The sequence below is a fragment of the Sphingopyxis sp. genome (assembly GCF_050725615.1).
GTDB lineage: Bacteria > Pseudomonadota > Alphaproteobacteria > Sphingomonadales > Sphingomonadaceae > Sphingopyxis.
This window is the reverse complement of sequence record NZ_JBOHHU010000004.1, coordinates 14939-28125: the sequence shown is the minus strand read 5'-3', so window position 1 is coordinate 28125 and position 13187 is coordinate 14939. Positions and strand designations below refer to the sequence as shown.

General features: G+C 67.7%; 9 protein-coding genes. All 9 read left to right on the top strand.

Translation table 11 applies throughout. From position 1 onward, the window contains the following. Nucleotides 1-8 precede the first annotated feature (8 nt). The 9 genes from ACREB7_RS01620 (at nt 9) to ACREB7_RS01580 (ending at nt 13133) form a co-directional block, all read left to right on the top strand. Entirely contained in the window at nt 9-458 is a 450-nt protein-coding gene (locus tag ACREB7_RS01620) for a dTDP-4-dehydrorhamnose 3,5-epimerase family protein (protein WP_431590563.1), read from the top strand. Beyond that, nucleotides 451-1368 (top strand): NAD-dependent epimerase/dehydratase family protein, encoded by a 918-nt coding sequence (locus tag ACREB7_RS01615; RefSeq protein ID WP_431590562.1) that lies wholly within the window; start codon nt 451-453, stop codon nt 1366-1368. Before ACREB7_RS01620 ends, ACREB7_RS01615 begins: the two co-directional genes overlap by 8 nt. Next, complete coding sequence (locus ACREB7_RS01610; RefSeq protein ID WP_431590561.1) at nt 1365-2528, top strand: glycosyltransferase; 1164 nt, start codon at nt 1365-1367, stop codon at nt 2526-2528. The genes ACREB7_RS01615 and ACREB7_RS01610 overlap by 4 nt, the downstream gene beginning before the upstream one ends. A gap of 152 nt (nt 2529-2680) precedes the next feature. After that, nucleotides 2681-5068: a BamA/TamA family outer membrane protein gene (locus ACREB7_RS01605; protein ID WP_431590560.1), complete on the top strand. Its 2388-nt coding sequence runs from the start codon at nt 2681-2683 to the stop codon at nt 5066-5068. Continuing rightward, a complete protein-coding gene (locus ACREB7_RS01600; RefSeq protein ID WP_431590559.1) occupies nt 5068-9297 on the top strand; it encodes a translocation/assembly module TamB domain-containing protein in 4230 nt (1409 codons plus the stop codon). The genes ACREB7_RS01605 and ACREB7_RS01600 overlap by 1 nt, the downstream gene beginning before the upstream one ends. Beyond that, nucleotides 9297-9527, top strand: coding sequence for a hypothetical protein (locus tag ACREB7_RS01595; RefSeq protein ID WP_431590558.1), 231 nt, complete (start codon nt 9297-9299; stop codon nt 9525-9527). Before ACREB7_RS01600 ends, ACREB7_RS01595 begins: the two co-directional genes overlap by 1 nt. A 177-nt stretch (nt 9528-9704) precedes the next feature. Next, nucleotides 9705-10274, top strand: a complete 570-nt coding sequence (locus ACREB7_RS01590) for a TMEM165/GDT1 family protein (protein ID WP_431590557.1) — start codon at nt 9705-9707, stop codon at nt 10272-10274. A gap of 31 nt (nt 10275-10305) precedes the next feature. Continuing rightward, a complete protein-coding gene (gene dmeF / locus ACREB7_RS01585; protein ID WP_431590556.1) occupies nt 10306-11274 on the top strand; it encodes a CDF family Co(II)/Ni(II) efflux transporter DmeF in 969 nt (322 codons plus the stop codon). 77 nt (nt 11275-11351) lie between these two features. Further along, complete coding sequence (locus tag ACREB7_RS01580) at nt 11352-13133, top strand: hypothetical protein (RefSeq protein ID WP_431590555.1); 1782 nt, start codon at nt 11352-11354, stop codon at nt 13131-13133. Nucleotides 13134-13187 lie beyond the last annotated feature (54 nt).

The following is a 13187-nucleotide window of genomic DNA, read 5'->3' as shown; positions in this document are numbered from 1 at the left end:
GGAATAAGATGATCGACGGCGTCCTGATTACACCGCTGCGCCAGATTCCGGACGAACGCGGCAAGATCATGCACATGCTGCGCAGCGACGCGCCGCATTTCGACCGGTTCGGCGAGATTTATTTCTCGTGCGTGCAGCCCGGCGCGATCAAGGCCTGGCACATCCACAGCGAAATGACGCTGAACTATGCCGTCGTCCACGGCCGCATCAAATTTGTCCTCTACGACGACCGCGAAGGCTCGCCGACGCGCGGCGAACTCCAGGAAATCTTCATGGGCGAGGACAATTATTGCCTCGTCACCGTGCCGCCCTTCGTGTGGAACGGCTTCAAGGGCTATGGCCAATATCCGGCCATCGTCGCGAACTGCACCACCCACGTCCATTCGGCCGACGAGATCGACCGCATGGACCCGTTCACCGACAAGATCCCTTACAACTGGGACGTCCGCCATGGCTGATGGCCGGCTGCTGCTCGTCGGCGGCAGCGGATATTTCGGGGCGCGGCTGGCCGAGGCGCTGGCCGATGACTGGGACGTCGCGGTTACCGTGCGCTCGGACACGCCCGCGCGCGCCGCATGGCTTGCGGAACGCGGCATCGCCTCCTTTCGCTACGACAGCGGCACCGACGCGGTATTGCCGGGTGGCGATTATGACGCGATCGTCAATCTCGCGATGCCGGGCGCGCAGGCGGCGGGCAAGGACGCCGACGCCGCGCTGGCGCAGGGCCGCAGCACCGCCAGCGCGTGCCTCGCCGCACTGCGCGAGGGCAGGGCGGCGCGCCTGATCCATTTCTCGACCTTCCATGTCTATGGTGGCGCTGTCGCCGCGACCTACAACGAGGACATGCCCAAGGCGCCGGGCCATCCCTATGGCCGGACGCATCTCGCGATCGAGAGCGAACTCACCGCCAGCGACGTCGCCGACCGCATCGCGATCCTCCGCCCGACCAACATGGTCGGCGCGCCCGCGCACAGGGATCTGGGCGAACAGGCGGGGCTGATCTTCCTCGACCTCTGCCGCCAGGTCGCCGAAAGCGGTACGATGAGCCTGCGCAACGATGGACAGAGCTATCGTGATATCTTGCCGTTCGGCGACGCGATCGCGGCGGTCGACCGGCTGCTCCGCGCCGAAAATGGCTGGAACACCATCTTCAACCTCGGCGCGGGGCAGGCGATCACGATGCAGGCGCTCGCCGAGAGCATCGCCGCAGCCGCGCCGCAGCCCGTGACGATCACCTATGGCGACGGCACCGACGCCTTCCGCAGCCCGTTCACGGTCGACATATCGCGCCTCGCCGCGCTCGGCTGGACGCCTTCGGCGAGCATCGCCGACGAAGCCCGCCGTACCATCGCCGCCTTCGCCGCGTGACCGGTCCGCGCCTCCTCGCCATTTCGCTCTCGTGCCACGAGCCGGTGAACCGCGCGCTGTTCCGCGAGATCGGCGCGCTCGGCATCCCCGTTCACCTCGTCGTCCCACGCCGCCATTTCGTCGGCGGCCAATGGCGCGACACCCCCGACTTCCCGCCCGAAAATTACGACCTGACGTTGCTCGACCTGACCGGCACCAACCAGCGGACGCACACGCTGCAGGGGGTTCAGGCCGTGGTCGACGCTTTCCAGCCGACCCACATCTATTGCGACAGCGACCCCGCGAGCATGATGGTGCGCCAGGCCAAACAGGTCGCGCCGAACGCGAAGCTCTGGTCGCTCACCGCCGAGAATATGCCGCAAAGCCTCGGCAGCGACCTCAAAAAGGCGGCCGAAACGCGCAACCCCGCCGGCATCGCCTCGGCGCTGGTCAAGACATGGCTTCGCCGCTCGGCGCGCCGCAAGGTCGACCGCGTGCTGACGCTCAGCCAGGACGGCACTGCGCTGATCGAAAAAATGGGTCTCACCGCGACGCAGGTCCCGCTCGGTTTCGACCCGCGCCTGTTCCAGCCGCTCCCCGAAGCCGAGCGTGCGGTCGTTCGTGCCGAACTCGGCCTCACCCGGCCGGTGATTGCCTATTTCGGGCGCCAGACCCCCGAAAAGGGCATCCACATCCTGATCGACGCGCTCGACCGCATCCGCGACCGCCCCTGGCAATTCCTCATCGACGATTTCATCGGCGCCTCGGGCTATACCGCGCAGCTCCAGGCGCAGATCGAACGCCTCGGCCTGTCGGACCGCGTCATCTTCTTCGAATCGAAGCATGAGGACATGGCGCGCTATATGAACGCCGCCGATATCGTCGTGCTGCCGTCGCTCAGCACCCCCAAGTGGAAGGAGCAATATGGCCGCGTCATCCAGGAAGTGATGGCGTGCGGCCGCACCATGGTCGGCAGCCGGTCGGGCGCGATCCCCGAAGTGATGGGCGGGCAGGGGCATTTGTTCGACGAAGGCGATGTCGAGGGTCTGGCGACGCTGCTCGGCGACCTGCTCGACAAGGGCCAATATGCCGATGAAGCGGCGCGAGCCTATGCGCTCGCCAGGCTGTCGGTGAACCGTCAGGCCGAAATCATGGCCGATCTGCTGCGCCGGGACTGTTGATCGGCCGCCGGCGGACGGGGACCCCGGACCTATCGCCAGGTTGCGAGAGCGGCGGGCTTCCGTATCGCACCGCAAGTCGTCGCAAATCCGCCAGAATCTGGTTGCGCCGCTGGACGCCAGCGGACAGAAGCGCATTTGGTAGCGGGTAGCAGATGCAAGATTCTGAAAACCTTCGTGAATCGATCCGCTGGCCCGCGGCGGTCGCCCCGCTGCGCCCCGCGTTCGCGCTGTCGGCCTCGTTGCTCTGCCTCGCTGCGGCGACCGCACACGCGCAGGACGCTGTACAACCACCGCCGGTGACCGAAACGGCGAACCCTGAAACCGCGCCCGATACCGGGATGGCGAAACCCACCCCGCCACCGCCCGACGCGCAATTTCCCAAGGTCGAACCGATCATCGAGGATGACGAATTCGACCGCGCGATCCCGAAGATTTCTGCGGAGGACGACCCCGAACTCGACGTCCCGCTCGAATCCATTGCCGAATTTGAACGCCGCCAGGCGGCCAAGGCCGCATCGGAAGGGCAGGTCGTGCCGGGTTCCGAACCGGCGCCGACCCCCGCGCTCGCCGACGCCGACGCGGTCGAGGCGATCGGCGACGCGCCGATCACCGACGCCGAACTCGCCGCGCCCTTGCCGCCGCTCGACCGGTTCAACGTCGAACCGGTCGAATTCGCCGAACCCGAATCCGCCGACGACAATGTCAAGATCGCCTACACCGTCCAGGTCAACGGGCTCGCACCCGCCGACGACGGCACCGACGCCGATCTCGCCGACCTGTTCGGCGACCTGTCGGCGCTCTACGATGGCGACGGCGAGGCCGCCAACGCCGCGATGGTCCGCGCGCGGCTGACCGCCGATGCCGACCTGATGCGCCGCATCCTCGCCTCCGAGGGCTATTATGATGCGCAGGTCGATACCCGCCTCGACCGCGGCGGCGACGGTCAGGGTGGCGGGCAGGGCGGCGGCCGTGGCCAGGGCGCAGCGACGCCCGCAACGGCCGGCGGCGAAGCCCCGCCCGAAACGCCGCGCCAGCGCCGCCCGCTGATCGCGATCATCGATGTCGTGCCCGGCCAGCGCTACACCCTGTCGGACATCGTCATCAACGCCGCCCCCACGGTGCCGCCGACGCTCATCAAGGATAATTTCCCGCTCCTTATCGGCGAACCCATCGTCGCGCAGCGCGTCCAGGGCGCCGAAGCGGCCATTGCATTGAAGCTGCCCGAGGAGGGCTATCCCTTCGCCACCGTCGGCCAGCGCGACATCTTGCTCGACGGCGCGACCGGCGACGGGGTCTACACCCTGCCGGTCGACATCGGTCCCCGCGCCCGTTTCGGCGGGTTCGAGACCGGCGGCAAACTCGCCTTCGACGTCGAGCATGTGGAACTGCTCGCCCGCTTCAAGCGCGGCGATCTCTACGACAGCCGCAGGGCCGACGACCTGCGCCAGGCGCTCGTCGCCACCGGCCTGTTCGCGACCGTCTCGGTCGAACCGCAAAAGACCGGCGAGAGCGCAGGCGACGACACCGAATATGTGACGATGCTGGTGACGCAGGAAGCCGGCCCGCCGCGCACCCTGGCGGCCAGCGCGGGCTATGGCACCGGCCAGGGCATCCGCGTCGAAGGCAGCTGGACCCACCGCAACCTCTTCCCACCCGAAGGCGCGCTGATCGTCCGTGGTCTCGCGGGCACGCAGGAACAGGCGCTGGGCGTCACCTTCCGCCGCTCGAACGCCGGGCGCCGCGACCGCACCTTCGAGCTAGCCGCCGAAGCGTCGCACAGCAATTACGACGCCTTCGAGGCGATCACCGGCCGCGTCGGCTTTCGCGTCAGCCGCGAATCCACCCCGATCTGGCAAAAGAAGATCACCTATTCCTATGGCCTCGACCTGATCGCCACGAGCGAGGATGACTACAGCTTCCTCCTCGCCACCCGCACCCGCAGCGTCTATTATATCGCGGGTCTGACCGGCCAGCTCGGCATCGACCGCAGCGACAGCCTGCTCAACCCGACCAAGGGCTTCCGCATCACCGGCCTGCTCCAGCCCGAGGGCTCGCTGAGCGGCCATTTTTCACCCTATGCACGCGCGCGCGTCGACGTCAGCGGCTATTATCCGGTGACCGACAGCATCGTGCTCGCCGGGCGCGTTCGCGTCGGTTCGATCCTCGGAGCTTCGCGCGACAATCTGGCGCCGTCGCGGCGCTTCTATGCCGGTGGCGGCGGGTCGGTGCGCGGCTTCGGTTACCAGCAGCTCGGCCCCATGGACCCCAATAACGACCCGATCGGCGGCCGCAGTGTCAACGAGGCGGCGGTCGAGGCGCGCTATCGCTTCGGCCACTATGGCATCGTCGGCTTCGTCGATGCGGGGCAGGTCTATCGGGGATCGACGCCGGACTTTTCGAACCTGCGCTATGGCGCGGGCATCGGCGGGCGTTTCTACACCAATTTCGGCCCGATGCGCCTTGACGTCGCGACCCCGATCAACCGCCAGCCGGGTGAAGCGCGGGTCAGCGTCTATGTCTCGATCGGACAGGCTTTCTGATGGCGGACGACGCCGCCTTCGACGATAGTCCGCCACCGCCAAAGGCCAAAGCGCCCTGGCTGCGCCGCATCGCCCGCGGCGTCGGCATCACGATCGGCGGCCTGATCGCGCTGATCGGGCTCTTTCTCATCGGGCTCAACAGCGATGCGGGTCGCCGGTTCGTCGTCACCCAGATCGAAAAATATGAATTCGAAAACGGGATGAAGATCGGCATCGGCCGCCTCGACGGGTCGCTGTTCGGCGCGATGTCGATCCGCGACCTGACGCTGTCGGATACCAAGGGGGTGTTCCTGCGCTCGCCCGAGGTCAAGGTCGACTGGCGGCCCTTCGCCTATTTTTCGAACCATATCGATATCCGGTCGGCGACGGCACAGACGGTCACGATGGGGCGGATTCCGGGGTTCAAACCCGTTCCGGACACCGGCGAGCCGCTGCTGCCCGACATCGATATCGACGTCGCCAGATTGCAGGTCGACCGCTTCGTCTTCGAGGCCCCCGTTGCCGGCCAGCGACAGGAAGCGCACCTGACGGGCAAGGTCGCGATCGCCGACCGCCGTGCACAGATCTCCGCCAATGCCGAGACCATCGGTAGCGATGCCAAGGGCGACAAGCTCGCGCTCATCCTCGACGCGGTGCCCGAATCCAACCGCCTCGCGATCGACATGGATATCAACGCCCCGCGGGGCGGCGTCCTCGCCGCGATGGGCGGCTTCAAGGAACCGCTGACAGCCAAGCTGTCGGGCAAGGGCGACTGGAAAGCCTGGACCGGTACGCTCACCGGCAATCTCGGCGCCCAGCCGCTCGCGCGCCTCGGCCTCGCCGCGCGCGACGGCATTTTCGCGGTCAAGGGCACCGCGCAGCCGTCGCGCCTGCTCGCCGCCGGCCCCGTTGCCGATATGCTCGGCACCGAAACCGCGATCGACCTCACCGCACGGCTGAACGAACGCAAGGTCGACCTCGATGGCCGCCTGTCGTCCGACGCCGCACGCGTCGGGCTGAGCGGCGGCATCGACCTCGGCGCCAGCCGCTATGACGGGCTGCAGGTCGCTTTCGTCCTGCTCAAGCCCGGCGCCATCGCACCTTATGTGCGCGGCAGCGGGCTGCGCGCGCAGGCCCGGCTCGACGGCGCCTTTGCCCTGCCCACGGTCGACTATCAGGCGAACGCCATCAGCCTTGCGGTCAACGATATCGTGATCGAGGCGCTGACCCTGTCAGGGAAGGCCCGCGTCGATCCCGACCAGATATTCATCCCCGTCGCGGGCCGCGCGACGCGCATTCGCGGGCTCGATGTCGTCGCCGGCGGCACGCTGGTGAACGTCCGCCTCGACGGCGACCTCGCGTACAAGGACGGCCGCCTGCTCAGCGACAATATGCGCCTGAAATCGAGCCGCATCGACGCCAAGGCGATCCTGATCGCCGACCTCAATCGCGGCTTCTACACCGGCGCGATCGACGGGCGGATCGACGATTATCGCATCGAAAGCGTCGGCATCTTCGACATCGACACCGACGCCGATTTGAAGACCGCGCCCAATGGCGGGTTCGAAATCGTCGGCCGCGTCCGCGCGCGCTCGACCCAATTATTCAATTCCGGCGTGCGCAATGTGCTCGGCGGCAATGCCGTGGCGTCGGGCGACGTACGATATGGCACCGACGGCATCATCCGCTTCGCCAATCTCCGTCTCAACGCGCCGCTCATGCGCGTTACCAGCGGGCAGGGGACTTATAACCCCAATGGCCAGATCCAGCTGACCGCGCGCGCCTCCTCGACCGAGTACGGCCCGCTCGGGCTGCAACTCGCGGGCACGATCACCGATCCGCGCGCGACGCTCACCGCCGACCGCCCGGGGCTCGGCATCGGCCTCCAGAATCTCGTCGCGCGGATCACCGGCGCGACCGGCGGCTACCGCCTCGCGGCGACCGGCGACACCGATTATGGTCCGCTCGCCGCCGATGTCGTATTGCTCACCGCCAAGGGGCCGCTGACCATCGACGTCGAGCGCGGCGACCTGTCGGGCATCGGTTTCAAGGGCCGCCTCGTCCAGAGCGCCGCCGGGCCTTTCGTCGGCCAGCTCGACGCCTCGGGGCAGGGGCTTGGCGGCCTCGTCCGGCTGAGCGCCGCCGGCAAATATCAGGCCGCGGCGATCAACGTGCGCGCCAACAATGTCGTGCTGCCCGGTCCCGCCCAATTGGCGATCGGCTCGGCGATCGTCGATGCCGACGTCGTCCTCTACGATCGTCCGCGCGTCATCGCCGACATTCAGATCGCGCAGACACGCATCCGCAACGTCGATGTCGCGGTCGGCCGGGTGAAGATCGATTATCAGAATGGCGCGGGCAAGGCGCAGGCGCTGGTCGAGGGCACAAGCGGCGTGCCCTTCCGCGTCGCCGCCAACGCCGATCTCGCGCCGAACCTCTGGCACGCATCGGTGCAGGGCCGCGCGACGGGGATCAATTTCCGGACCACCAGTCCGGCGCGCATCATTCCCGGCAAGGATGATTACGAACTGCTCCCGACCAATGTCGATTTCGGACGCGGCAGCAGCGCGCGGCTCGCCGGGCGCTTTGGCGAAGGCATCATGCTCCAGAGCCGCCTCGACCGCGTCAACCTGTCGCTGCTCAATGCCGTCTATCCCGACATGGGCCTTGGCGGCCGCGCGACCGGCAGCGTCGATTTCGAACAGGCGAGCAGCACCAGTTTCCCGCGCGCCGATGCCCGCCTCACGATCACCGGCTTCACGCGCACCACCGCCGCGACGGTCAGCCAGCCGGTCGACGTCAATTTCGCCGGCAAATTGCTCGCCGACGGCGGCGCGGCGAGCGCGGTGATGCGCAAGCGCGGCAGCGTCATCGGGCGCCTCCAGGCCTCGCTCCGCCCGCTGCCACCGGGCAGCGGCGACTGGACGACCCGCCTGCAGGCCGCGCCGCTGTCGGGCGGCATCCGTTACAACGGCCCCGCCGACACGCTCTTCTCCTTCGTCGGTTCGGGCGACCAGCGGCTGGCTGGGCCGATCGCCGTCGCCGCCGATTTCAGCTGCCGCCTGTCGGCGCCCTGCCTCGACGGCGTCATTCGCGGCAATGCGCTGTCCTATGAGAATATCACCTATGGCACGCGCCTGACCAACATGGTGGTGAACGGCCGCTTCTCGGGCGACCGGATCGAGATCGAACAGCTCACCGCGACCGCCGGCGACGGCACGGTCAAGGCGTCGGGCTATGTCAGCCTCGCCGCCGCGAGCGGCTATCCGATGAAGATCGATGCGGTGCTCGACAATGCCCGCCTCGCGCGCAGCGACGACCTCTCGGCCCGCGCTACCGGCAATCTGACGCTCGAAAAGGTCGCGGGGCAGACCGCGCTGCTCTCGGGCGATCTGCGGCTCCCCGAAACGCGCTACAAGATCGTCCGCCAGGGCGCTGCCAGCGTCCCCGTGCTCACCGGCATCCGCCGCAAGCCGCCGGCGGGCCGCGCGCGGATCAGCGGCGACGGCCTCGCCGCCGTCGGAACCAGCCTGTTCGACCTCATCCGTCTCGATATCCACCTGCGGGCGGGCGACGAGATCTATGTCAACGGCATGGGGCTCGAATCCGAATGGATGGCCGATGTGACGCTGAAAGGCACGACGCAGGCGCCGCGCGTCACTGGCGAGATCGAGCTCGTGCGCGGCACCCTGGGCTTCGCGGGCCGGTCGTTCGAATTGCAGGAAGGGCGGGTGACCTTCCCGACCGGCGACGCCTATGATCCGTCGATCCGCCTGATCGCGAGCGACACGATCGAGAATGTGACGGTCACCGTCAATGTCTCGGGCCGCGCACAGAATCCGCAAATCGCCTTCTCCAGCGTCCCCGGCCTGCCGCAGGACGAGATCGTGTCGCGCATCCTGTTCGGCGATTCGATCACCGCGCTGTCACCGCTGCAGGCGGTGCAACTCGCCGCCTCGCTCAACAGCCTGCGCGGCAGCGGCGGCCTGAGCCCGCTCGGCGCGCTGCAGTCGGCGACGGGTATCGACCGGCTGCGCGTCCTCGGCCCCGACGACACGCAAGGACGGGGCACCGCGCTCGCCGCCGGCCAGCATATCACCAACGACATCTATCTCGAGGTCATCACCGACGGCCGCGGCTATACCGCGACCCAGCTCGAGATCAGCCTGACCCCGGCGCTCTCGATCCTCAGCCAGGCGGGCGGGTCGGGCCAGACCAATTTCAGCATCCGTTACCGCAAGGATTATTGATGCGCGCCGCGCTCATCCTCCTGCCCTTGCTCCTCGCCGCTTGCAAGGAAGAGCCGAAGTTCGAGGATCGCTTCGACAAGGCGGAAAAGGAAATCGGGGCGCGCGCCAAGGCGATGGACGCCGACATCGCCGCCGCCGACAAGGCCGCACGCGAGGCGGGGGAGGGGACGCCAAAGGCCTTGCCTCCCGGCGCTCCGCCCGCTACCGCGCCCAAGTCATCTGGGGAGTAGCCAGCCGTCCGTTCGGGACGGGCCATCGTGTCAACATACTCGGTCGAGAGGCCGTGGTGCGGTGGAAGCGGGAATACCGCTTGGGCGAGACCAATGGCATCGACCCCACGTCCGGGCCGGGCGGCGGGTTTCGATGTCCGTTGGAATCGCAACGCCGCCCGGCCCCGGAGTCCTTTTATGGAAGCTCTCTTCACCTCGACCGCCGTCGTCGCGCTCGCCGAGATCGGCGACAAGACGCAATTGCTCGCAATCCTGCTCGCGACGCGCTTCAACAAGCCGGTGCCGATCATCCTCGGCATCCTCTTCGCCACCCTTGCCAACCATGCGCTCGCCGCGCTGCTCGGCGCGTCCGCAGCTTCGTTCCTCGACAGCCCGGTCTTCCGCTATGCGATCGGCGCGAGCTTCATTGCCATGGCCGCCTGGACCCTCGTCCCCGACAAGTTCGACGACGACGAAGCCCCCAAGCCGCGCTTCGGCGCTTTCCTGACCACGCTGATCGCCTTCTTCCTCGTCGAGATGGGCGACAAGACCCAGGTCGCGACGATCGCGCTCGGTGCCCAATATCACAGCGTCCTGCTCGTCACGACGGGCACCACCATCGGCATGATGATCGCCAATGTTCCCGCTATCTTCCTCGGCCACGCCCTGCTCAAGCGCGTCAATCTCGATACGGTGCGACGGGTCGCTGCGGGCCTGTTCCTCGTCATCGGCATCTGGGTCTTGGCGCAGACCGCAGGCTGGCTATAGGATGGCGGGCGGACAAGAAGGATCGCGGCTTATGTCTTTCGATAGTCAGATCAACGACCTGACCCACGATCATGTCTTCCTCGGCGCGGGCCATGACGAAAATGGCCGCCGCACCCTGTGGGTCGTCGCGATCACGGCGGTGATGATGGTGGCGGAGATCGTCGCGGGATTCGCCTTCAACTCGATGGCGCTGCTCGCCGACGGTTTCCATATGGCCACCCACGCGGGCGCGCTCGGCATCGCCGCCATCGCCTATGCCTATGCGCGCAAGCACGCCCGCAACCCGCGCTACAGCTTCGGCACCGGCAAGGTCGGCGATCTCGCGGGCTTCGCCTCGGCGTTGATCCTCGGCGTCGTCGCGCTCGGCATCGCGTTTGAATCGGCGCAGCGGCTGATCGATCCGCGCCCGGTCGATTTCATGGACGCCACGGTCGTGGCCGCGGTCGGCCTGGTCGTGAACATCGTCTGCGCCGTGCTGCTCGGCGGCGGGCACAGCCATGGCCCGGGCCATAGCCACGGCCACCACCACGCGCACGACCACGATCACGATCACGATCACGACGATCACCACCATGACCACGCGAGGCCCGCGCGCCACAGCGATAACAATATGCGCTCGGCCTATGTCCATGTCCTCGCCGACGCCTTGACGTCGGTGATGGCGATCGCGGCCTTGCTCGGCGGGCGCTATCTCGGCTGGGTGTGGCTCGACCCGGTGATCGGCATCGTCGGGTCGGTCGTCATTGCGGTCTGGGCCTGGACGCTGATCCGCGACACCGCCGCGGTCCTGCTCGACAGCAGCGAGCCCGCGCTCGAGGCCAGGATCCGCGAGACGCTGGCGGCGCATCCCGACCTCCGCCTCGCTGACCTCCACGTCTGGCGCGTCGGCCCCGCCGCACACGCCGCGATCGTCTCGGTCGAGGGCGGCGACTGCGAAACGATCCGCCAGCGGCTGAAAGCCATCCCCGAAATCGCGCACCTCACGGTCGAGGCCCGCTAGAAAGCCCTGCATGGACATCGGCCCGGCGCGGGTATAGCCTCCGCGCCCATGCACGACGAGCACGGGGGGCCGCGCCGATGTTCAAGCTTGTCACTTTAGCCACGACCGCCGCGATGGCGGTCACCATCTCCGGCGCTGCCGAACGTCCGGTATCGGCCTTCTCCGCCGAAACCCTCGCCGCGCTCGATCCCACCCGCGCGGGCCGACAGGCCTGCCGCCCGGATCGCGCTGCGGCGACGCGCGACCGCCGCCTCGCGATGGCGCGCCGCTATATCGCCGACACCCCCACCGGCGGCGCCACGCCGATGCCGCTCCTCGCCGCCATTCCGCGCACGCAGGTCCCGGCGGGCCAGCTTGGCGGCGACGCGCGCCGCTATTTCGACCAGGGCCTGTTGCTCGCTTATGGCTTCAACCATGCCGGCGCGATCCGCTCGTTCCGCGAGGCGCGGCGGCTCGATCCGGGCTGCGTGATGTGCTGGTGGGGCGAGGCGCTCGCCAACGGCCCCAATATCAACGCCGGTATGGACGATGCGGGCAACCGCGCCGCGCTCGCCGCGCTCGAACAGGCCAAGGCCGCGCTCCCCACGCTGGCGCCCGAAGAACGCGCGCTGATCGAGGCGCAATTGCTGCGCTATTCCGCCGCCCCGGGCAGCGACCGCGCCGCGCTCGACCTCGCTTATGCCGATGCGATGCTCGCCGCCGCCGCGCGTTTCCCCGCGAACGACGACATCACGATCCTCGCCGCCGAGGCGGTGATGAACACCAGTCCGTGGAATTACTGGACCCCCGAAAAGACCCCGCTCACCCCCCGCCTGTCACAGGCCATCGGCCTCGTCGAAACGGTCATCGCGCGAAACCCTGCGCATCCGCAGGCGTCGCATCTCTATATCCACCTGATGGAGGCCGCGCAGCCCGCCAAGGCCGAGGCGGCGGCCGACCGGCTGGTGGGGCAGGCGCCCGCGATCCTCGGTCACCTCGTCCATATGCCGTCGCATATCTATTACCGCACCGGGCGCTATGCCGACTCGATGAAGGCGAACCTGCTCGCCGCGCGCGCCGACGAGCAATATCTGGCGCTGGTCGGCGACGACGCGCTCTATCGCTACGGCTATTATCCGCACAATGTCCATTTCCTGCTGACCTCGGCGCAGATGGTCGGCGACATGGACAGCGTGATGGCCGAAACCAAACGCCTCCGCGCCATCCTCGACACCAAAACCGCCCGCGACCTGCCCTGGGTGCAGGCGATCCACGCCGCGCCGTCCTTCGCGCTCGCCCAATATGCCGAACCGGCAGAGATATTGGCCGGCACGCAGCAATCGTCCGACCTCGCCTATGTCGAGGCGATGCGCCATTATGCCCGCGCCATCGCTTATGCAGAACTCCGCAATAACAAGGCGTTCGCTGTCGAAATTGCCGCGATGCGCGAACTCGAAACCTCGCCCGCCGTCACCGCCATGGTCGGCTTGGGTTTCCCGGCCCCCGACGTCATCCGCCTCGCGACGCTGGTAGCAGAGGGGAGGGCAGCGCATTGGCGCGGCGAGCCGATGAAGGCGGTCGCTTTGTTCGAAGCGGCCGAAAAGATCGAGGCGACCATCCCCTATAACGAGCCGCCAATCTGGTATTTCCCCGTCGCCCAATCGCGCGGCGCCTCGCTCTATTCGGCGCGCCGCTACGAAGACGCCCGCGCCGCCTTCCGCAAGGCGCTGTTCGAAGCGCCCAACGACGGCTGGGCACTCTATGGGCTGAAGATGACCGAGACGAAGCTCGGCAACAAGGCGGAAGCTGCGGCAGGGGACGCGGCGCTCAAGCGGACGTGGATCGGCGACGCAAGCTGGCTGAAGATGCGGCGGTTGTAGGGGCCTGACGATTAGCCGTTCAAAGGATGACGTCGAAGGTCCAACTGTGTCATA